The sequence below is a fragment of the Nocardioides cavernae genome, assembly GCF_016907475.1.
Classification (GTDB): Bacteria; Actinomycetota; Actinomycetes; order Propionibacteriales; family Nocardioidaceae; genus Nocardioides; species Nocardioides cavernae.
Map to the genome: position 1 here is coordinate 3,001,507 of NZ_JAFBCA010000001.1, position 21,334 is coordinate 3,022,840.

Annotated in this window: 19 protein-coding genes; 14 read left to right on the forward strand and 5 right to left on the reverse strand. The window is 71.6% G+C overall.

Translation table 11 applies throughout. From position 1 onward, the window contains the following. Positions 1-21: 21 nt before the first annotated feature. Positions 22-624, forward strand: a complete 603-nt coding sequence (locus tag JOD65_RS14105; RefSeq protein ID WP_191195569.1) for a TMEM175 family protein — start codon at positions 22-24, stop codon at positions 622-624. A gap of 291 nt (positions 625-915) precedes the next feature. Here JOD65_RS14105 and JOD65_RS14110 read toward each other — a convergent pair whose 3' ends face one another. From JOD65_RS14110 to JOD65_RS14120, 3 genes are all read right to left on the reverse strand, one after another. Beyond that, entirely contained in the window at positions 916-4,017 is a 3,102-nt protein-coding gene (locus JOD65_RS14110; RefSeq protein ID WP_191195570.1) for an ATP-binding protein, read from the reverse strand. Between the two features lie 147 nt (positions 4,018-4,164). Continuing rightward, entirely contained in the window at positions 4,165-5,580 is a 1,416-nt protein-coding gene (locus tag JOD65_RS14115; protein ID WP_191195571.1) for an FAD-binding oxidoreductase, read from the reverse strand. A gap of 261 nt (positions 5,581-5,841) precedes the next feature. Beyond that, the gene (locus JOD65_RS14120; protein ID WP_191195572.1) at positions 5,842-6,459 is read right to left on the reverse strand and encodes a PAS domain-containing protein; all 618 of its coding nucleotides are present in this window, start codon (positions 6,457-6,459) and stop codon (positions 5,842-5,844) included. A 229-nt stretch (positions 6,460-6,688) separates the two neighbouring features. Between JOD65_RS14120 and JOD65_RS14125 the strand changes: the two genes are divergently transcribed. From JOD65_RS14125 to JOD65_RS14145, 5 genes are all read left to right on the forward strand, one after another. Next, entirely contained in the window at positions 6,689-7,513 is an 825-nt protein-coding gene (locus tag JOD65_RS14125; protein WP_191195573.1) for a bestrophin-like domain, read from the forward strand. Then, complete coding sequence (locus tag JOD65_RS14130; protein ID WP_191195574.1) at positions 7,497-8,147, forward strand: hypothetical protein; 651 nt, start codon at positions 7,497-7,499, stop codon at positions 8,145-8,147. The genes JOD65_RS14125 and JOD65_RS14130 overlap by 17 nt, the downstream gene beginning before the upstream one ends. A gap of 67 nt (positions 8,148-8,214) precedes the next feature. Further along, positions 8,215-8,757 carry a DUF2231 domain-containing protein gene (locus JOD65_RS14135; protein WP_191195575.1) on the forward strand — a complete coding sequence of 181 codons (543 nt, stop codon included), beginning with the start codon at positions 8,215-8,217 and terminating at the stop codon, positions 8,755-8,757. Positions 8,758-9,040: 283 nt separating this feature from the next. Next, positions 9,041-10,372 (forward strand): phospholipase D-like domain-containing protein, encoded by a 1,332-nt coding sequence (locus JOD65_RS14140; protein WP_191195576.1) that lies wholly within the window; start codon positions 9,041-9,043, stop codon positions 10,370-10,372. A 194-nt stretch (positions 10,373-10,566) separates the two neighbouring features. Then, positions 10,567-12,042: a phospholipase D-like domain-containing protein gene (locus JOD65_RS14145; protein ID WP_191195577.1), complete on the forward strand. Its 1,476-nt coding sequence runs from the start codon at positions 10,567-10,569 to the stop codon at positions 12,040-12,042. A gap of 252 nt (positions 12,043-12,294) precedes the next feature. On the opposite strand, the gene JOD65_RS14150 is transcribed toward JOD65_RS14145, so the two are convergent. Continuing rightward, positions 12,295-13,380: an ArsB/NhaD family transporter gene (locus JOD65_RS14150; protein WP_204811190.1), complete on the reverse strand. Its 1,086-nt coding sequence runs from the start codon at positions 13,378-13,380 to the stop codon at positions 12,295-12,297. Between the two features lie 4 nt (positions 13,381-13,384). Next, on the reverse strand, positions 13,385-14,908 hold the full coding sequence (locus tag JOD65_RS14155; RefSeq protein ID WP_191195578.1) for a sulfatase family protein: 1,524 nt from the start codon (positions 14,906-14,908) through the stop codon (positions 13,385-13,387). Between the two features lie 259 nt (positions 14,909-15,167). Between JOD65_RS14155 and JOD65_RS14160 the strand changes: the two genes are divergently transcribed. From JOD65_RS14160 to JOD65_RS14195, 8 genes are all read left to right on the forward strand, one after another. Then, complete coding sequence (locus tag JOD65_RS14160; RefSeq protein ID WP_191195579.1) at positions 15,168-16,517, forward strand: hemolysin family protein; 1,350 nt, start codon at positions 15,168-15,170, stop codon at positions 16,515-16,517. After that, positions 16,507-17,571: a hemolysin family protein gene (locus JOD65_RS14165; RefSeq protein ID WP_191195580.1), complete on the forward strand. Its 1,065-nt coding sequence runs from the start codon at positions 16,507-16,509 to the stop codon at positions 17,569-17,571. The genes JOD65_RS14160 and JOD65_RS14165 overlap by 11 nt, the downstream gene beginning before the upstream one ends. A gap of 20 nt (positions 17,572-17,591) precedes the next feature. Further along, entirely contained in the window at positions 17,592-18,191 is a 600-nt protein-coding gene (gene clsA, locus JOD65_RS14170) for a cardiolipin synthase ClsA (protein ID WP_372440111.1), read from the forward strand. After that, positions 18,184-19,092: a DUF881 domain-containing protein gene (locus JOD65_RS14175; protein ID WP_191195581.1), complete on the forward strand. Its 909-nt coding sequence runs from the start codon at positions 18,184-18,186 to the stop codon at positions 19,090-19,092. The genes clsA and JOD65_RS14175 overlap by 8 nt, the downstream gene beginning before the upstream one ends. Beyond that, complete coding sequence (locus JOD65_RS14180) at positions 19,089-19,421, forward strand: small basic family protein (RefSeq protein ID WP_191195582.1); 333 nt, start codon at positions 19,089-19,091, stop codon at positions 19,419-19,421. The genes JOD65_RS14175 and JOD65_RS14180 overlap by 4 nt, the downstream gene beginning before the upstream one ends. A 5-nt stretch (positions 19,422-19,426) precedes the next feature. After that, positions 19,427-20,245, forward strand: coding sequence for a DUF881 domain-containing protein (locus JOD65_RS14185; RefSeq protein WP_191195583.1), 819 nt, complete (start codon positions 19,427-19,429; stop codon positions 20,243-20,245). A gap of 59 nt (positions 20,246-20,304) precedes the next feature. Continuing rightward, a complete protein-coding gene (gcvH, locus tag JOD65_RS14190; RefSeq protein WP_191195584.1) occupies positions 20,305-20,691 on the forward strand; it encodes a glycine cleavage system protein GcvH in 387 nt (128 codons plus the stop codon). Between the two features lie 128 nt (positions 20,692-20,819). Then, the gene (locus JOD65_RS14195; protein WP_191195585.1) at positions 20,820-21,332 is read left to right on the forward strand and encodes an FHA domain-containing protein; all 513 of its coding nucleotides are present in this window, start codon (positions 20,820-20,822) and stop codon (positions 21,330-21,332) included. The last annotated feature ends 2 nt before the right edge of the window (positions 21,333-21,334 follow it).

Consider the following 21,334-nt stretch of genomic DNA (forward strand, 5'->3'; position numbering starts at 1 on the left):
GGTCGTCAGTACGATGCGGCCGTGGCCGAACCCGAGCGTGACCGCGGCTTCGAACGGCTCGTTGCCTTCATCGATGCGATGGTCGCAATCGCGATCACGCTGCTCGTGCTGCCCCTCGTGGAGCTCACGGCGGAGATCGACGACTACGACAGCGTGAACGCGCTGCTCCGCGAGAACCAGGCCGAGGTCTGGGCGTTCCTGCTGAGCTTCGCGGTCATCGCGAGATTGTGGTTCGTCCAGCATGACTCGGTGCGGCACGTGGTCGGCTACGACCGGCGTCTCGCTCGTCTGCTCCTGCTCTGGGCGCTGACGATCGTGTTCCTTCCCTTCCCGACCGCACTGGTGGCCGAGACTCCCGACGACTCCACCACCAAGCTCCTCTACATCGGGTCGATGGTGCTGTCCACGGCGATACTCACCCTCGTCGAGGCCAGGCTGGCCCGCCATCCCGGGCTCACCGACGGCGACGACGATGCCGACCCGGTCAACGGCGCCGCCAACGTGGCGATGCTCGCGGCGGCCCTGGTCATCACGCTCGTGGTGCCCGCGACCAGCTACGCACCCTTGTTGCTGCTCCTCGCCGCCGACCCAGCCGCGCGGGCCTGGCGCCGGCTGCGTACCTGAGGTCATCGACCTGACCGCTGGCCGGTCGGCAAGCACACGGCAAGTACGGCGCAAGCGTCTGGGCGTCCTCTGGTGTCGTGCCCCGACCGGGGCACTGCCGGACCACCACAGGAGCAGCTGCCATGTCCAGCTTCCGCATCACCCGAACCGACCTGTCCTCGCGACTGATCCGTACCCACGCCCTGCGACGTCACGAGATCATCCAGGCATCGTGTGACGCCCCGCGTCGCGACCGCTACCGACTGGCCATCGCGGCGGGATGGAGACCGCTGGCATGAGCCGGCTGTGTTCTCAGGAGGTCGTGGACGGAGCGGCGTCCGCGGCCCGCTCGAGCCGCTCACGCCACAACCGGCTGCCGGTGCGCGCGAGGGCGTCCAGACCGGCTTCGGCGGCCTTCGCTGCCCGGTCCGAGTTGCCGGTGGCTGCCTCGGCCTCGGCCAGCATGGCGTAGACGATCGGGTCGTGCATCCGGGTGCCCGTCGCGCGGTATCCCTCCGCTGCGGAACGAGCGACCTCCACTGCGTCGGATGCGTGGGTGGCGTCGGCGATCGCATCGCCCCAGCTCTCGTTGAGCGCAGCAAAGTGCGTGAGCAGGTCGGCCCCGGCGAGTCGCCCCAGCCTCGCGCCCTCGATGCCGTCGTCGTGGGCCTTGTGGGGCTCTTCGAACGCGGCGTACATCATCCCGCGGGTGGCGAGGGCGTCGCTCTCGTCCGCCGGTCCCGAGAGGTGCGCCTGGTGCACCATCTCGTCGGCGACGGCGATCGCCTCGTCCCGGCGTCCTGCCTCGGCGAGCGCGTGGCACAGGAACATCCGGATGCGCACGGCCGGGTCCCCGAAGGCCATGACGAGCACGCCGACCCCGGCTCCTTGCGCGAGCCGCAGAGCACGCTCGAGCTCGTGCACGGCGGGCTCGGCGTCGCCGAGGCACCAGAGGACCGAGCCGCGGGCGAGACGGCCCAGGAGGGTGAAGCGATCGGCGGCTTCCGGACCTCGTGCCGCTGCTGCGTGCGCCAGTACGACGTCGGCGAGCCGCTGGACGGCGGCGAAGTCGCCCGCCATGAGCAGCCACAGGTAGCGGCGGTAGATCGCCGCGTACACGTCCGGCCCGGGTTCCAGCCCGAGCGCGAGCTCGAGGGCACGTTCGAGTGCGGCGCCGGCCTCGGGCGCTCCGAGTCCGAGCCGGGTCATCGCAAGCGTCCCGCGGCGCGCCTGCAGGGCCAGCTCGAGGCCGTCGCGCCCGGCGCCTGCCGGCACCCTCTCGAGCAGGCCGAGGGACTGGTCGATGAGCTCGTCGGCGTGGTCGAAGGCCAGCTGCGTCATCGCCCGGTCGACAGCCTGGGTCGCGGTGGAGACGACGAGCGCTGGTTCGACGAGGTCGCCCCCCGCCATGAGCTGGTGGACGAGGTCGTCGACGTCCACCCCAGGGCGCGCCGACATCGCTCTGCCGACGGCCGCGTGGAGGCGCATCCGTGCTCGGGCGCCCAGCTGCGCGTACAGCGCCTCACGGATCAGCGCGTGCTGGAAGTGGAGGACCGGGGCGGGTGAGCCGACCTCGACAGTCAGCCCGGACGCCACCGCCGCGGCCAGCCCGGCGTCGACGTCGTCCGGGGGCAGACCCGAGACCACCTCGAGCAGGCCGAGCTCGCAGTCCCGCCCCACCACCGCTGCGACGTCGAGCAACCGCCGGGCCTGGATCGGCAGCCGGCTCAGTCGATGGGTGAGGACGTCGTGGACCGTCTCGGGGATGTCGTCCCACGCCAGGTGCGGGTGGGTGGAGTCCCGGACCAGACGGGCGAGCTCCTGGAGGAAGAACGGGTTGCCGCCCGTGCGCGCGGCGGCCCGGGCGGCCAGGGCCTCGTCGGGCTGCCAGCCGAGACGTACGGCGAGCAGGTCTCGCGACGCCTCCTCTGGAAGTCCGGACATCCGGAGGCGTTCGGTGGCCGGCGTCCGCGCGAGCCGCGCGAGCATCGAGCCGAACGCTCCTGCCGGCACTGCGTCCTCGACCCGGTAGGTGCACAGCAGCACGATCGGGGCGTCACCGACCAGCCCGGCCAGCGTCGACAGGAACAACAGGCTGGCCTCGTCGGCCCAGTGGAGGTCCTCGAGCACGACCAGCAGCGGGCCGGACCGGCGCGCCTCGCCGACGAGGAGGTCCGCCACCGCGTCGTGCAGGGCCGCCTGTGTGAGGTTGGACCCCTCGGCCATCCCGGCCCTGCCCATCACGACACCAGCCGGACCGTCACCGGGGATGCCCGGCAGGTTGCGAAGGACCTGGGCCCACGGCCAGTAGGGCGTGCCGTCGCTCGTCTCGTTGGTCCGCCCGACGGCCACCACCGTGCCGGCAGCCCGGGTCCTCGCGGCGACCTCCTCCGCCAACCGGGTCTTCCCGATCCCGGCCTCGCCCGACACCACCCAGACCGCACCGTGGCCCTGCGCGCTGCGACGAACGGCCCTCTCGAGGACGTCGACCTCGGCGTCCCGACCGAGGAGCGGGTGCCTACCCGCCGGTCCGGTCGCTCCCACGGCGTCAGGCGGACCGGCCGGCGCACCCTCGACGACGGCTGCGGTCCGCGGCGGGGACCAGTCCAGCGTCGGGTCCTGCTGCAGGAGCTGGGCATGCAGGCGTCGAAGCGCGGGACCGGGATCCACCCCCACGTCCTCGGAGAGCTGGTCGCGCAGTGCTTGGTAGGCGGCCAGGGCGTCGGTCTGGCGACCGCTCCGGTAGAGCGCCAGCAGCCGCAGGGCGTGGAGGCTCTCCCGCAGCGGCTCGCCGACGAGCAGGTGCTCCGCCGCAGTGGCCGCATCCGGAGCCCGACCGACGCCGAGCAGGGCCTCCACCCGGGTCTCCCGGGCACGCAGCACCAGGTCGGCGAGCCGCTGCGCCTCGGCGGCTGCCACCGGCCCGAGCGCGTCGACCACGTCGCTCAGCGGCTCTCCCGTCACCAGGGACAGGCCCTCGTCGAGCAGCTCGAGGGCGGCGCCGGGATCAGTGGTCACCCGGGCGCGAGCCGCGTCGGCCAACCGCGTGAGGCGCCAAGCGTCGAGGGCGCCCTCGGGCAGCTCGAGCACGTACCCGGGCGCACGACGCGTCACCCGGACCGACGGGGGCTCGACGCTGTCACCGCTGGCGGTGTCGCCGAGTGCGCGGCGCAGGCGGGACACGCACACCTGCAACGACGAGAGCGCGGACTCGGACGTCGAGTCCCCCCACAGCTCGGTGAGCAGCCGGTCGACGGACACGACCCGCCCGGCGTCCGCTGCCAGCAGTCCCAGCAACCCGCGCTGCAGCGGCGAGGAGATGCCGCACGGGCGATCGTCGACCGTGGCTGAGACGGGACCGAGCACGCGCACGAGCGTCTGCGGCGCGGGTGCCGCGCCGAGCTCCGGTGTCACGCGATGCTCCGATCGGGGTGCACAGACCGAGACACTAGGGTCGCTCGGGTCCCGGAGGAAGCCGATTCGTACCGCACGTACGTCGAAGGAACGCCGAGGTGGTCACCACACGCCCCCCGACGTGTGGTGACCACCTGGCGGACCCGGTCAGACGGGCCGGTTGCTGCGGAACACGCCTGCCGGGTCGGTCGAGGCCTTGACCCGGCGCAGTCGCGCCCGGGACGTGGCGGAGAAGGTGGAGCCGAGATCGGACTCCGCGCCCAGGAAGTTGAACAGTGTCCGTCCGCTCCGCTGCCCGGCCAACGCCGTCCGCACCTCGGCGAACGCCGCCTCGATAGCCTCCGGCAGGCCCGGAGCCACCGGCACCCCGAGGCAGAACACGGAGTACTCCTCCGCGATCGCCCCGTTGGGTCCGTCCTCGGGGGTGGCCCGGGTGAGCGCACCGCCGAGGTGGCGGATCTGCACAACTGCCACGGGGATGTCGGCGCCGGCGCCGGCTGCATCGACCAGCCGGTCCAGCGTCGCGTCGTCCAGGCCACGCAGCAGCTCGGAGTACTCCTGGGTCGGCATCGGGTCGACCGGCTCGGCGGCGATCCCGCCCAGCTGCGACGGCGGGACCACGCCGACCGTGTCGATGACCTGTGCAGGCAGCTGCCGCAGTCGGCTGAGCAACCGGTTGGCTTCCGTCTCAGAGCCGAGGAACGTCATGTCCACCGACACGAAGGAGCGCCCCCGCAGGAGCTCGGGGAGCTCCGGCATCGGCGGGAACCTGAACAGGTGTGCCCACAGCGTGAGCTCGTCGGGCGCATCTGCCGTGATCTGGCGGAACGCGCGCAGGACAGGCCGGGCCATCTCCAGCGGCCACAGCATCCTGCCGCCGACGATCGGCCCCACGTGGTCGAGCATGATCTCGACGAACAGGACGACCCCGAAGTCACCGCCCCCACCGCACATCGCCCAGAAGAGATCCGGGTCGGTGGAGGGCGAGACGCGTCGACGGACCCCCGCGGCATCGACGATCTCGAAGGCGACGACGCTGTGCGCGGTGAGCCCGAGGGCCCGGCTGAACCAGCTGAGCCCGCCACCGAGGGTGAACCCGACGACACTCGGGTCAGGGCTGCTTCCGGCCAGCGCCATCAGCCCGGTCGGCTCCAGCGCGGCGAGCAGGGTGCCCCACTTGACCCCGGCGCCCACGCGGGCGACGCGACGCTCGACGTCGATGGTGAGGTCCTGGAGCGCGCCGGTGCGCAGCAGGACGGTCCCCGTGAGGGCGGTCGTGGCCCCGTGGCCGACCGGCTGGGTCGAGACGCTCAGGCCGTGGCGGGCCGCACACCCGACGGCGACGACCACGTCCTCCGGGCCGTGCACGGTGACCACGGCGATCGGGTGTTGGTCGACGTTGACCGCCCAGCCCAGACGGGCCAGGTTCCAGCCCTCGTGCTCCGGCAGCAGCACGCGTCCGGGCAGAAGGGTCTGCAGCTCGTGCAGCGCGGAGCCCGCGTCCTCCTGGGAGGACTGGGGCCGGAGGGCGGCGAGCGATGGTGAGTTGTCGAGGTCTGTCATGGCAGTGCCTTTCGGTTGGGCGAGCGCTCCGTGGTGGGCGCCAGGGACTCGCGCCGATCGGATGTCCGGAGCCTGTCGGCACCCACTTGCCGTCCGTTGACCGATCACTTGCCGCCCACCGACGGCGTTCGGATCCGCTTGCTCGAGCGTGTCGCGGATGTTCTGCCGCCGAGCGCGTCGACTGGCGGGTGGCCGTCGCCACGGGTGCAGGCGGAGGCGGCGAGGGTCAGCCCGGGTCGATCTCAGGCGGCAGGCCCGGGATCACGTGCCTGGGTCGATCGCGATCCTCTGCGACATCCGCTCGAGTGCTCGGTGCGAGTCCTGGACCGCCCGGCTGCCTCGGGCGCGGCGTTCGCGCAGGTCTTCCCGGATGGCTGCCACCTGGCTCGGGGTGCCGGCCAGTGCACGCGGACGAGCGCCGTCGTGCGGGGCGAGGAGGTCGAGCTCCAGCGCCGTGGCGGTCATCAGGTGCGTGACGTCCTCGACGTGGTGCAGGAGCCCGACGATCTGGCCGCCCTGGTCGCGGATCACGGAGTTGATCGGGAGCCAGGTCTTGTGGACGAACCCGTCACCCCCTCCCGCGATGACGTCGTAACGCTGGAGCCCCATCCGGTCTGCCCTGCCGGTGCTGAGGGCGCGCTCGAAGGACTCACCGAGGAGCTGGACACCTCGTACCTCGGGCGTGCGCGGGTTGTCGGGGAACACGTCGAACATCGCCTCGCCGACCATCTCGGAGCCGGCGTGGTCGGTCGCCCGCTGGTAGGCCGCGTTGGCGGCGCGGATCTGCAGGTCCACGTCGAGGAGCAGGTAGGGGGCCGCGCTGGCCCGGAAGGCCAGGCTGTCGGCGATGCCGTCGATGGCGGCGTGAGCCAGTCCCATGCCACACCTCCAGATCGAATTTCCACGATAGGCAGCCACTGAGGCGAGTGCAACGGACCCAGGGGCCACCAGCCCCGGGGTGTTGTTCACGCAACCACCTCACTCATCGAGGGTGAGGTGCGCCACGGTGCCTGGGGTGACGCTGGACGCGAGCGCCCCTCGAGCGAGGACACCAGATGCCAATCCTTCGCGAGCCCCCGCGACCTGCGTGGCACCGAGGGGGAGCGCGATGAACCTGGTGGTCGGCATCCTCGTGGTCGTCGCTGCGACGGCGGTGACGGTGACCGCGATGCTGACGGTGCGTCGTCGCGCTCCGGATGGCAGCTACTTCCAGGACGGTGACCGGGCGTCCGGTGTCTTCGGGGTGCTCGCCACGGGTTTCTCGGTGCTGCTCGGCTTCATCATCTTCCTGTCGTTCCAGTCGTACGACTCCTCCCGCAGCGGGGCTGAGATGGAGGCGACGACGGTCCTCCAGCAGGCGCAGACCGCGCAGTTCCTGCCGAGCGCGGCCTCCGCCGAGCTGACTGCCGAGCTCGCCTGCTACGCCCGGTCGGTCGCGGGCGCGGAGTGGAAGGCGCTCGAGTCCGGGACCCTCGGGGATCGCATCAACCCCTGGGGCGTGGAGCTGTTCCGGACCATCTCGGACGTGGTGCCGAAGGAGGCGACGGAGCAGTCGGCCTACGACCGCTGGATGGACCAGACGATCCAGCGCGAGCAGGCGAGGATCACCCGGGTGCACGGTGCCGAAGGCATCATCCCCCTCCCACTGTGGCTGGCCCTGTTCCTGATCACGGCCGTCATCTTCGGCTACCTGCTCTTCTTCGCGGATCCGACGGAGGGACCGGTCACCCAGGCGATGCTGATGGGGAGCTCCACGGCGGTCATCACCCTGCTCCTGCTCCTGCTGGCGTTCTTCGACCATCCGCACGGCGGCGGCATCGGACGACTGCAGCCGGTTGCCATGGAGCGCACGGTCCGGCTCATCGACACCGAGATCGAGATCCTCGACCTCGACATCCGGCTCCCGTGTGACGGCGATGGCAACCCGCTCTGAGGCACCGACGGATCGCCGTCGCGACTGGCAGGAGGGCGTGGCCACGGTGCTCCTCGTCGTCGCGGCCGTGGCGACGTCGTGGAGCAGCTACCAGGCGACGCGCTGGAACGGCGAGCAGGCCGCGGCTGCGGGACGCACCAACGCCATCAGGATCGAGGCGTCTCGCGCCGACAGCCTCGCCGAGGCGCAGACCGAGATCGACGTCGCCACGTTCATCGCCTGGGCCGAGGCCGACGTGACTGGCGACCGCAAGCTCGCGGCCTTCGTGGAGGACCGCATGCGCGACGAGTTCCGCCCGGCGTTCGAGGCCTGGAACGCCACCGATCCGCTGACGAACCCGGACGCTCCACCCACACCCTTCGCGATGGACGAGTACCAGCTCGTGTCCCAGGAGCAGGCGGACGAGCTGGACGCCCGGGCCGAGGCGTCAGCCGCCGAGGTCCGCGCCAACATCCAGCGCGCCAGCAACTACGTGCTCACTGTGGTCCTCTACGCCGTGTCGCTCTTCTTCGCGGGCATGAGCACGCGCGTCACCGCGCCACGGCTGCGCTGGATCCTGACCCTGGCCGGCTGCGCCGTCTTCCTCGGCACGCTGGGCTGGATCGCCACCTTCCCCGTGAGCATCGCGGTCTGACCAGCGGCCCGGCGCGAGCACCACCACGTGCATTGACCCGTCGTCCCCGCCGGGCGAGGCTGGAGCCATGGACACGCCGCGGCTCGTGAGCTGGACCCGCAACCTCGAGGACACCGCTGCGCTCGACGGCGCCGTCCGCGCGCTCGAGCCACTCGTCGCTGCCGCGTTCGCGACCGGGAGGCGGGGCGAGGTGCTGCGCGGCGACTGGCTGGGCCACGCCGTCCACCCGGTGCTGACCGACGTCGTCCTGGGGACCTGGACCTCCGCCACCATCCTCGACCTGGTCGGCGGTCGGGGGTCGCGTTCCGCCGCGCAGCGCCTGCTCGGCGTCAGCCTGCTGGCTGTCGGCCCCACGGCCTGGACCGGCTGGGCCGAGTGGGCGAGCGCGGCCGATCGTGACAAGCGGGTCGGGGTGGTGCACGCGGCGACCAACGCCGTTGCCATCGGGATCTTCGCGTCGTCCTGGCTCGCTCGCCGCCGCGGCGACCACGCTGCCGGCGTACGCCGCTCGCTGACGGGTGCGGCGGTCGCCACCGTCGGCGGATACCTCGGCGGGCACCTGGCCGCCGCTCGCAAGGTCGGGACGCACGACCCCGCCTACGCCGGCTGAACCCGAGCCGGGCTGACCGGCACCACATGCGGACGACGGGACGCGCGTCCGGGCCTGCCGTCGTTCCCGATGCCCTGAGCCGGGAGTCCCGGTCCGCACCGGGACCCCAGGACCTGGGGACCCGGCACGGCCGGCCGCGGTCGCGGACCGAGACTGCCCACCCAGGTGCGTCCGAACCATCCCGCGGCCGGCGAGACCGCAGGCCCGTGCCCGGGGAACGTCCTCGGCGGGACTGTCGATCCACGGGGCAGGAAGCCCCCGTCAACGGGATCGGGTGGTCGGGATGCGAACCAATCTGCTGGTGGGAACGGTGGTCCTCGGCGTCGCGGCAGCGGTGGCCACCCCGGTGCTCGGCGCAGCGTTCGGGGGAGCGTCAACAGGCTCGGCGCAGCACGCGGGTACCGACGGCGCACGCCTGACGGTCGCCCGGGCCGCCGCGGTCGCCCCGGCCGCGACGGCCAGCGTGCTGTTCAACGACCCGACCGGCGGTGTGGCCGCCCAGGACCGGATCGCCGACCACGTCCGGCAGGCCATCGAGGCCACGCCGGACCGCGGCACGATCCGCATGGCGGCGTACAGCTTCGACCGTCCCGACATCGCCGACGCGCTCCGGCGGGCGTGCACCCGCCGCCAGGTCACGGTCCAGGTCGTCCTGAACGACAACTTCGTCTCGTCACCCGTCTGGCGCCTGCAGCGGCTGCTGGGCGCGGCCCCGGACTCGAGCCTCGGCGCCTGCGACGGGTCGGGGTGGACGGGCACGGAGCCCAGCTTCGTCAAGGTGTGCCACGCCAGCTGCCGGCTCGGTGACCGCGGCAACCAGCACATGAAGGTCTACCTGTTCTCCGGAGCCGAGGACGGGGCGGACGACGCGACGGACGTCGTGATGCTGGGGTCGGCCAACCTCACCGGCTACGCCGCGGGAGTGCACTGGAACGACCTGGTGACCTTCACCGGGAGCCGGCAGCTGTACGACGACTACAGCGGGGTCTTCGCCGAGCTGGCGGCGGACCGCCTGGTCGAGGCCCCGGCGGTCGACGTCACCCACGGCGACGTGACGACGAGCATCTCGTCCGCGATGCCCGCGGACGCAGACGACGACCCCGTCGCCCAGCGCCTGGCTCGGGTCGACTGCCGGGCGCTCCACGGGAGCGGCGTCGCCGGGCGGACCGTGCTCCGCATCAGCATGTACGGCTGGCGCGGCGCCCGTGGCGCCGACCTGGCCCGGCGGGTCGCCGGACTGCGTGGCCAGGGGTGCCGGGTCCAGGCACTGGTCAGCGCCGCGGGACCGGACGTCGTCGAGATCCTGCTCGCGGCGGGCGTCCGGGTCCGGAGCGCCTCGCTCGACGTCGACGGCAACGTGGCGACGGGGTTCGAGACCTCCGGGTGGGAGCACTTCGTCCACGAGAAGTGGATGTCGGTCGACGGCACCTGGGACGGATCGGCCACCCGGGCGGTGTGGACCGGCTCGGAGAACTGGTCCGACGTGTCGCTCCTCAACGACGAGCTCGTCGTGATGATCCCGCGGGCAGCCATCCACGACGCCTACGTCGCACACTTCGACGCCGTCTGGGCCGACCACTCCAGGTCGATGGAGCCGACCGCGGCAGGGATGTGAGCCTCGTCTCGGCGACCAGGCGCCCGGAGGCGACAACTTTGCCGGCCCGGGCGTCGTCACCCCATGGACGGGACCGGACCAGCGGACGCCGCAGGTCCGGTCGACATGCCCTGCCCGCGCCCGTGACAGCGAGTCGCGCATCGGGGCCCGAGCGTGACGACGCCACCGACGGTGGCAGTCGGGAAGGCGAGTTCGTGCCGAGGTTGTTGTTCCTGCTCACCCTGTGCCTGGTCGTGGGCACCCACCTGTCGGAGGCTCCGGCCCTCGCCGCCGCACCCGGGGGTGCCGCGACGTCGAGCGCGGCCCCGGTTGCGGCACCGGCGGCGGGTGCCCCGGCGGTTGCACTGAACGCCCGAAAGCAGTGGAAGGCTCCGAAGGGTCCGTTCTTCAACGATCCGCACCGCAAGAAGGGCTGGTTCCGCATCGAGCGGAGGGTGATCGACACCATCAAGCACACCCCCAAGGGATCGACGATCAGGATCGCGGTCTACTCGTTCGACCGGATGCCGGTCGCCAAGGCCCTCGTCGCGGCCCACCGCCGCGGGGTGCACGTGCAGATGCTGCTCAACGACCACCAGTACACGAAGGCGATGCGAGCGATCCGGAAGGAGATCGGCGCCAAGCGCAGCCGCAACAGCTTCATCTACCGCTGCAGGGCGGGGTGCCGGAGCAACAAGAACGAGTACAACAACATGCACACGAAGTTCTACTCGTTCTCGCAGGCGGGACGGTCCAAGGACGTGCTCGCCGTGGGGTCGGCCAACATGACCCTGAACGCCGACATCCACCAGTGGAACGACCTGTACTTCACCTCCGGGGACCACGAGCTGTTCCGCCAGTTCGTCCGGCTCTTCAACGACATGAAGAAGGACCACGACACCAGGCGGCCGGCCCAGTTCTTCTGCGGAACGCCCCTCGGCGCGGCCTGCGACGACTCGGTCGACAAGCACACCGCCTGGGTGATGCCGAAGCCGTCGGGTCCCAGGAACGACCTCGTGCTCGACATGCTGGGCAAGGTCCAGTGCCTCACCCCGAACGGATCAGGCGGCCAGGAGCGCACCAGGCTCGCGCTCAACATGCACACCATCCGTGGCAGGCGTGGCGACTACCTCGCGGCCGCGATCCGGCAGAAGTTCATCGAGGGCTGCAAGGTCCGGGTGAGCTACGGCCTCATCGGCTTCCACACCAAGAAGGTCATCGGTGCCCCCACGAGCCGGGGTCGGGTCCCGCTCCGCTCGACGGGCCTGGACTACAACCCGGACGACAACTACGACCTCAACAAGGACGGCAAGGACGACCTCATCCTGAGCTACTACAGCCACCAGAAGTACCTCGTGGTCCAGGGCACCTACAACGGGGTCCCGAACTCCCACCTGGTGCTCACCGGCTCGTCCAACTGGGCCAGCCTCAGCCCGGGCAACGACGAGCTGCTCTTCACCATCCGCGGCAGGAAGCTGGCGCGGAAGTACGTGCGGAACTTCGACTACCAGTGGAAGCACAAGCGCAACTCCCGCAACGCCTACACCACCACCTACCTCAACTTCCGCGTCGCCCGCACGGTCCGCGACGCGGACGGGACCCCGCGCACGGTCTGGAGGACCGTCCGCCGACCGGTCACCACGATCGAGCGGGACCGCTACCGCAAGGGCCCCTACTGGGAGGCCGACTGAGGGCCCGCCGGAGCGGTCCCGACAGGCCCGGGAATTTGTCTGACGAACCCGTAACACCCGGGACCACGTCGGCGCTGTGGAAGTAGGCGGCTGCGTTCCGCCGGGCCCCTCACTGCTCACCCGTGCCCCGACCTCCCGCCGAGGCGCGGATCCCCCCAGAGGCAGTGGGACGGCTCGAAAACGCGCAGAACAGCGGCGTGGCCCTCCGGGGCCGCGCCGCTGCTGCGTTGCCGGGTCGCGTCGGGGGAGGCGTCAGCGGATGGCGAGGGTCGCGGCGACGACACAGACGGTGGCGCAGATCGCCCCCCACCCCGCGAGCTTGAGGAGCGGGATCCGCAGCCCGGCCGATCGGCAGCGCTGCAGCCAGAGGAGCGTCGCGAGCGAGGCCCAGGGCGTGACCAGCGCACCGGTGTTGACGCCGACCAGCGTCGCCATGAGGCGGCGTACGTCGTCGGCTGCCGCCGGCTCGACGAGCAGGTAGGCGGGGAGGTTGTTGACGAGGTTGGCGCCGATGGCCGAGGCCGCCGACAGGTGCAGCAGGTCGATCGTCCGGACCCCTGTGCCGACGGCGGGCGCGAGCCAGTCGAGGAACCCCTCGCCCTGGGCGAGGCGGAGCAGGCCGGCGACGACCACGAAGCCGCCGGCCATCAGCCAGGGCGGGCGGACCTCGCGCAGCAGGCCGGGCGCGCGCCACAGCAGGGCCGCCAGCAGGACGAGAGACGACCCCACGGCCACGACGGACGGCTCGACGCCGACGGCGAACAGCGGCCCGATGGCGAGGCACACGGCGGAGGCGACGACGAGCAGGACGCGGTCGTGCGGCTCGGCCGGCGGCTCGACGGCGTACGTCCCGCGAAGCGCGCGCCGCTGCAGGACGGCGATCAGGACGAGCGTGACGACCACGGCAGTGAGGGCCGGGGCAGCCGCCGTGCGTACGTAGTCGGCGTGGCTCGCGCCGAGGTCCTCGAACCGGTGCACGGCCAGGAGGTTGGTCAGGTTGGACACCGGCAGCAGCAGGGACCCGGTGTTGGCGATCCAGAGCGTCGTGAGCGCGAAGGGGAGTGGCGCGACGCCGGTCTGGCTCGCGATCGCGAGGCCGACGGGCGTGAGCAGCACGGCGGTGGTGTCGAGGCTCAGCACGACCGTGCAGACCACCGCGAGCGCCGCGAACGTCAGCCACAGCAGCACCACCCGGTGGCGGGCGCGGCGGGCGAGGGCGTGGGCGGCCACGTCGAAGACGCCGGCGAGCTGCGCGACCTCGGCGGTCACCGTGATCGCGAGCAGGAAGACCGCGACCGGCAGCACCTGCGACAGGACGGGGTGCAGGGCCTCGCTCACGGTGTCACGGCGACGGTTCGCGGGCCGCGGTCGTCACTGGCTCGGGGACGGGCCCGAACTGCTGGTTGCAGGTCCAGCCTGCGCAGTCCACGAGCTCGCGACGGCGCAGCTCCAGGGTGGACCGGACGCCCGCGTAGGCCGGGTCGTCGACGAGGTTGACCATCTCGTCGGGGTCGAGGAGCCGGTCGTAGAGGAACGTGTCGAGGCCGTCGGTGCCGTAGAGATAGCGCTCGGTGCGCACCCCGCGGTGCGACCAGCCGTCGCCGAGGGTGCGGCCGGTCTGGATGAGGGTCGTGTCGCGGAACAGCTGCGCCTCGCCGCGCAGCGTCGGGGCCAGGGACGTGCCGTCCACCTGCCACTGCGGGGTGACCCCGGTCAGCGCCGCGAAGGTGACGGGCAGGTCGACCAGCGTCACCGGCAGCGGCGACGTGGTGCCGGCGACCACGTCCGGGCCGCGCACGAGGAGCGGGACCTGCAGCGCCTCGTCGGTCAGCACGTCCTTGCCGACGAAACGGTGCTCGCCGAGGGAGTAGCCGTTGTCGGAGGTGAAGACGATGTAGGTGTCGTCGAGCACGCCCTCGTCCTCCAGCGTCTCGACCAGCGACCCGACCGCCCGGTCGACGGACTGCAGCGTCTGCAGCCGGGCGGTGTTCTCGGCGGCGACCTCCTCGCGCGAGACCTGCGTGAGCCGGCGCAGGTACGCGGGTTGGTCGGACACGTCCTCCTCGTTGAACGCCGGGTCGTCGAAGGCCGACGGGCGCTCGTCGACGAACAGGTGCTCGTCCTGCGGCTCCGCGGGGGGCAGGCCGCGACCGCCCTCGGGGCTGATCCGGTAGTGCGGCGCGAGGTGCCACGCGTAGACGACGAACGGGTCGCCGCTGCGGGCGAAGTCGCGCACGGCGTCGTTGGTGTGGTCCTCGATCACCGAGGTGATGTAGCTGTCGGTGTACTGACGGGGGTCGCCGTCGCCGGTCATCGAGAAGTCGACGTAGTCGTAGACGCCCCGGGTGAGCGCGTCCCAGCGCGACCAACCGGCGGGGCGCACGTCGCGGGGGCCGTAGCCGTTGAGGAACTTGCCCACGAAGCCGGTGCGGTAGCCGCTGCTGCGGAACCAGGTGCTCGCCTCCTGGGTCGGATCGAGCGCCTGGAATCCGCCGTGCACGCCCCGGTTGTGCTGGACGCCGTTGTTCTGGGCGTACTGGCCGGTGGCGAGCTGCGCGCGCGCCGGGCAGCAGAGCGGGTGCGGCGAGATCGCGTCGGTGAACTCCATGCCCTGGTCGGCCAGCAGGCGCCGGGTGATCGGCATGTGGTCGAGGTCGTCGTCGCGCATGTCGTCGGTGAGCACGAAGACCAGGTTGGGCCGGGTCGGACCGTCGGCCTCAGCAGTGGGGGACTGGGTGCCCTGCACCATCCGCACCGAGGCGGGGCTGCGCGCGTCGCCGGTGTCGCTGGTCGCGGTGACCGTGGCGAGGGTGGCGACGAGTACGACGAGGAGGGCAGCCGTGATCGACTGTGCCCACGCTCGCATCATGCCCCTCGCCGAGACCCTGAGGGTCCTTGTCGCTCGCCCCTGTACCGGCGCAAGACTAGGGCGCTGCCACCCGCCTCCCCAAAGCGACACGACGACTGGGGCGACAATGGTTCCGACCGCTACCCTGTGGACTCGCCGGGCCCGGCAACGACGGCCCGGCGACGACCAGACTGCACGAGACGAAGGAACCCGCAGCCCTCGCCATGGACGATAGTCAAAGTCCCAGCACGACCGCACTGATCGCCTGGTGCGCGTCGTGACCCCCCTCCTGCTCCTGCTCGTGTCCTTGGCCCTCGTGGCCGCCTGCGGCCTGTTCGTGGCCGCCGAGTTCTCCCTGGTCACCGTCGACCGGCCCAGCGTCGAGCGCGCCGCGGCCTCCGGTGACGAGGGAGCCCGCGGTGTCCAGCTGGCGCTCCGCTCGCTGTCGACGCAGCTCTCCGGCGCCCAGGTCGGCATCACCGTGACCAACCTGGCCATCGGTTTCCTCGCCGAGCCGGCGATCGCCGACCTCATCGACGACCCGCTGGCGTCAGCCGGCGTGCCCGACAGCGTCGTCACGCCGCTCGCGCTGGCACTCGGCCTGGTCCTCGGCACCGTGGTGACGATGATCTTCGGCGAGATGGTGCCCAAGAACATCGCCATCGCCCGGCCGCTCCAGACCGCCCGCAGGACCCAGGGCTTCATGCGCGGCTTCACGGCCCTCACCCGCGGTCCCATCCGGGCGCTCAACGGGTCGGCCAACGCGATCGTGCGCCGCCTCGGCATCGAGCCGCAGGAGGAGCTCCGCTCCGCCCGGAGCTCGCAGGAGCTCGCCTCGCTCGTGCAGCGGTCCGCCGTCCAGGGCACTCTCGACGCCGACACCGCCGAGCTCGTCGAGCGCTCGGTCGAGTTCGGCACCCGCACGGCGGGGGAGATCATGACCCCCCGCGTGCGAACCACGACCGTCGAGGACGGCGACCGGGTCTCCGCCGTCATCGACCTGGCGCGCCAGACCGGCCACTCCCGATTCCCGGTCCTCGACGCAGAGGACACCGTGGTCGGCACGGTGCACGTCAAGCACGCAGTCGCCGTGCCGGTGCACGAGCGGGCCACGACCCGCATCAAGCACGTCATGGTCAGGCCCGTCGTGGTGCCCGACAGCCTGCGGCTCGACCCGCTGATGGCCCTGCTGCGCCAGGACGGCTTCCAGATGGCCATCGTGCTCGACGAGTACGGCGGCCACGCGGGCATCGTGACGCTCGAGGACGTCGTCGAGGAGATCGTCGGCGACATCTCCGACGAGCACGACCGACTCGGCGCGCGCATCCGCCAGCGTCGCGACGGGAGCTGGACCCTCTCGGGCCTCCTGCGGCCCGACGAGGTGGAGGACGTCACCGACATCGAGCTGCCCGACCACGACGACTACGACACCGTCGCCGGCCTCGTCATGCGCGAGCTGGGCAAGATCCCGGAGCCGGGCGACCGCGTCGAGCTGCCGGTGCCCGACCGCAGCGACCCCCACGAGGTGCGCGAGCGCCTCGTGACCCTGACCGTGCGGCGGATGGACGGTCTGCGCATCGACCGCCTCGACCTCGTCCTGGTGGGGGAGGCCGACCGTGAACAGTGATCTCTTCGGCGTCGGCCTGGCCGTCGTCCTGCTCGCCCTCAACGCCTTCTTCGTGGGCGCCGAGTTCGCCCTGCTCGCTGCGCGCCGCAGCCAGATCGAGCCGAAGGCGCAGGAGGGCTCACGCGCGGCCCGCACCACGCTGCGGGCCATGGAGAACGTCTCGCTCGTGATGGCCGGAGCCCAGCTCGGCATCACCGTCTGCTCGCTGGGGCTCGGTGCCATCGGCGAGCCCGCGGTCGCCCACCTCCTCGAGCCGGTGTTCCACGCCGCCCGGATGCCCGACAACCTGCTGCACCCGGTGTCGTTCGTGGTCGCGATGTCGGTCGTGGTCTACCTGCACGTCGTCCTCGGCGAGATGGTGCCCAAGAACATCGCGCTCGCGGGTGCCGACCGGGCGGCCATGGTCCTCAGCCCGCCCATGATGGTGATCGTCACCGTGCTGCGCCCGCTGATCGATGCCATGAACATGGCCGCCAACGGTGTGCTCCGCCTCCTGCGCATCGAGCCCAAGGACGAGGTGCACTCGAGCTTCACCCGGGAGGAGGTCGCCGCCCTCGTCGAGGAGTCGCGCGGCGAGGGCCTCATCGAGGCGGACGAGTACGACCGGCTCGCCGGCGCGCTCGGCTTCACCGAGAAGTCGGTCGCCGCGATCGTCATGGCTCCCGCCACCCTCGCCACCGTGGCACCCGGCTCCACCGTCGCCGACGTCGAGGCGGTGTGCGCGGCCACCGGCTTCAGCCGGTTCCCGGTCGCCGGCGACGACGGCACCCTGCTGGGCTACCTCCACATCAAGGACGCCCTCGAGTCCGACGACGACAAGCGCTCGCGCGTCATCGAGGACAAGTGGATCCGTCCCTTCGCCTCGGTGCACCCCGGCGACCTGCTCCACGACGCGCTGGAGAGCCTCCAGGTGAAGGGCGCCCACATGGCGCGGGTCGTGGAGCGCGACGGGACCGTGATCGGGCTGGTCACGCTCGAGGACGTGCTCGAGGAGCTCGTCGGCGAGATCCGCGACGCTGCGCACCACGACGTGTCCGGCGTCGAGGCGTACTGAGCGCTGGATAGGGTCTGAACGTGTCCGAGGAAGCCTCTCGCGTCTGGACCGTGCCCAACATCATCAGTGTGGTGCGGCTTGCCGGCGTGCCCCTGTTCCTGTGGTTGGTGCTCGGGCCCGAGGCCGACGCGATCGCACTCGTGGTGCTGATGGTCGCCGGTTTCACCGACTTCCTCGACGGGTGGCTCGCGCGACGGCTCGACCAGTACTCCAAGCTGGGGGAGATCCTCGACCCGGTGGCCGACCGGCTCTACATCCTGGCCGTGGTCCTCGGCCTCTTCCTGCGCGACATCATCCCGTGGTGGGTCGCCATCGCCCTGCCGCTGCGCGACCTCCTGCTGTGGGGTCTCGTGCCGATCCTGCGCACCCGCGGCTACTCGGCCCTGCCGGTGCACTTCCTCGGCAAGGCCGCCACGTTCAACCTGCTCTACGCCTTCCCGCTGCTGCTCCTCGGCGAGGGCGACGGCATCGTCGCCACGCTCGCCCGCAACTTCGGGTGGGCCTTCGCCTGGTGGGGGATCGGGCTCTACTGGTGGGCAGGGGTCCTCTACGCCTGGCAGGTGCGCACGCTGCTGCGCGACACCCCACGTCGTACGTCCCCGGCGACCGACCATGGCTGACACGAGGACGGGCACCCCGACGGCGCCGGGCGAGCCCGATGCCGGCCGTCGGCTCCCCGAGCACGTCACGACCCCGCTGCTGACGCTGATCACCGCCCGGTCCATGGACGAGGACTACGCCCACGTGGCCCAGAAGCGGGCGGTCGCGGGCGACGCACGGCCGCGTGCGGTGCGGTCCCACTGGTCGAGCTTCCTGGCCATCGCGGCGCTCGGGGTGATGGCGGCGGTCGTCGCCGTGCAGACCGACCGGGAGGCCCCGGCCAACGAGCTCAGCCGGGCCGCGCTCGTCCAGCAGATCGACACCCGCAGCGACGACGTCCGTGCCCTGCAGGCCGACGTCGCGCGGCTGACCCGCTTCAACGCCTCGGTCGCCAGCAACAGCACGAGGACGCAGACGGACCTCGGCGACGTCGACGCCCGGGTGCGCCGCGCCGAGCTCACCACCGGGTTCTCGCCCGTGCACGGCCCGGGCGTGCGGATCACGGTCGACAACCGTCCCGGCGACGAGGTGGACGGCGAGGTGCTCGACGAGGACCTCGCCACCCTGGTCGACGGGTTGTTCGAGGCGGGCGCCGAGGCCGTCGCGATCAACGACCAGCGGATCAACGCGCTGGGCGGCATCCGCAACACCAACCGGGCCGTCCACGTCAACGGACGCCCCGTCAACGCGCCCTACGTGGTCTCGGCGATCGGCGACCCGCGCACGCTGCAGGCCCGACTCGTGGAGACCTACCAGGGCCAGCAGTGGTTCGGCCGCGTCAACAACTTCGGGTTTGTGTACGAGGCCGAGAATGTCGACGACATCCGCTTGCCGGCTGCGCCCGAACGTGTCCTTCGTGATGTGATCGGGCTCGACGCCGAACCCTACGGCGGACCAGCACAGGAGGGGAGCTCGCCGTGATCGCCGCACTTGGCCTGCTCCTGGGCATCATCGCCGGGCTGGTCTTCGCCCCCGACGTGCCGCTCAGCCTGCAGAACTACCTGCCGATCGCTGTGGTGGCCGCCCTCGATGCCGTCTTCGGTGCGCTCCGCGCCTACCTCGACGGCATCTTCGACGACAAGGTGTTCGTCGTCTCCTTCGTGAGCAACGTGGTCGTCGCGGCGGCGATCGTCTACCTCGGCGACCAGCTCGGCGTCGGGTCCCAGCTCAGCACGGGCGTCGTCGTCGTGCTCGGCATCCGCATCTTCTCCAACGTCGCCGCCATCCGCAGGCACGTCTTCCACGCCTGATCGCCATGCCAGATCCCACGCCCCACCCCGAATCCGATCCCCAGCCCGGTCACGAGGCCGGTCACGCGTCGCATGCCGCGCACGGCACCGACCCTGATCCCGAGCCCGGCCGCGAGCGCCTGCGCCACGCCCTCGTCCGGCCCTCGCGACGCCAGGTGGTCGTCGCGGTCCTGCTCGCCGTCCTCGGCTTCGCCTTCGTCGTGCAGGTGCGCGACACCAAGGCCAACGACACCTACTCCGGGCTGCGCGAGAGCGAGCTGATCGAGGTGCTCGACGGCCTGACCGGCACGGCCGAGCGGGCCCGGCGCGAGGTCGGCCGGCTGGAGTCGCGGCGAGACGAGCTGACCAACGAGAGCCGGGCGCGGTCCGCCGCCCTCGACGAGGCCGAGCAGCGGGTCCGGACCCTCAACATCATCGCCGGCCTGGTGCCCGTCACCGGCCCCGGCCTGCGGATGACCATCAACGAGTCCTCCAGCCGGGTCAACGTCGGGTCGCTGCTCGACACCGTGCAGGAGCTGCGCACGGCCGGCGCCGAGGCGATGGAGTTCAACGACTCGATCCGGGTCGGTGCCGACAGCTCGTTCGACAACGCCGTCGGCGGCATCGAGCTCGACGGCCAGCTCCTCGAGCCGCCGTACACGCTCGAGGTCATTGGCGACCCGCACGTGCTGCGCACGGCGCTCACGTTCTCGACCGGGCCCGTCGAGACGCTGGAGACCTATGACGGAGCAACGGTCAAGATCGAGGAGCTCGAGGCGGTCGACATCACGAGCGTCCGCGACCCCTCGCGACCTGAGTATGCGGAGCCCGGCACCGGCCAGTAGCCTGCCGGACACCCCAAGACCCACCCACCCGACGTCCCACACCGCACCTAGGAGTCCCCGTGTATCCGGAGAATCTCAAGTACACCAGCGAGCACGAGTGGGTCCGTACCCCCGGTGACACCGAGGGCTCGGTCCGGGTCGGGATCACCGACTTCGCGCAGGACGCGCTCGGCGACATCGTCTACGTCTCCCTGCCGCAGGTCGGCGACCAGGTGACGGCGGGGGACACCTGCGGCGAGCTGGAGTCCACCAAGTCGGTCAGCGACATCTACGCCCCCGTGACCGGCGAGATCGTCGCCACCAACGCCTCCCTCGACTCCACCCCCGAGCTGGTCAACAGCGACCCCTACGAGGCCGGGTGGCTGTTCGAGGTGTCCGTCGCCGACAGCTCGCAGGTCGACGGCCTGATGGACGCCGCGGCCTACCAGGCCGGCCTCGAGGGCTGAGCCGCACCACCTGTCGTTCGTGTTCCCCGACCGCCCGCCGCCGCCTCCAGCGGGCTGGTAGGTTCGGGGAAACCGTCAACCTCAACCCTCGGATGAGGGTTGGGCGTCGATCCGTCGAGGAGCTTCACATGCCGTTCTGCACCGCCTGTGGCAAGCAGAACCCTGACGATGCGCGCTTCTGTGCCCAGTGCGGCACCAAGCTGCACGCCGGGGAGGACACGGGCGCGAGCCCGGTCGAGTCCACTGCGACCATCACCTTCGGGGTGCCGGACCAGCGGGAGTCCTCCGACCGCCAGCTCAGCCCCGTCGACGCCGCAGCGGTGGACGCGCTCCCCGAGGGCCACGCCCTCCTCGTCGTGCAGCGCGGGCCGAGCGCGGGCAGCCGCTTCCTCCTCGACGTCGACGTCGTGGGCGCCGGTCGCCACCCCGACAGCGAGATCTTCCTCGACGACGTGACGGTCTCTCGCCGTCACGCGGAGTTCCGACGCACCGGCACCGGCTACGACGTCAGCGACGTGGGCAGCCTCAACGGCACCTACGTCAACCGCGACCGGATCGACTCCGTCGAGCTCAACGACGGCGACGAGGTCCAGATCGGCAAGTACCGCCTGGTGTTCTTCTCCTCCCACCCGGGCAGCTGATC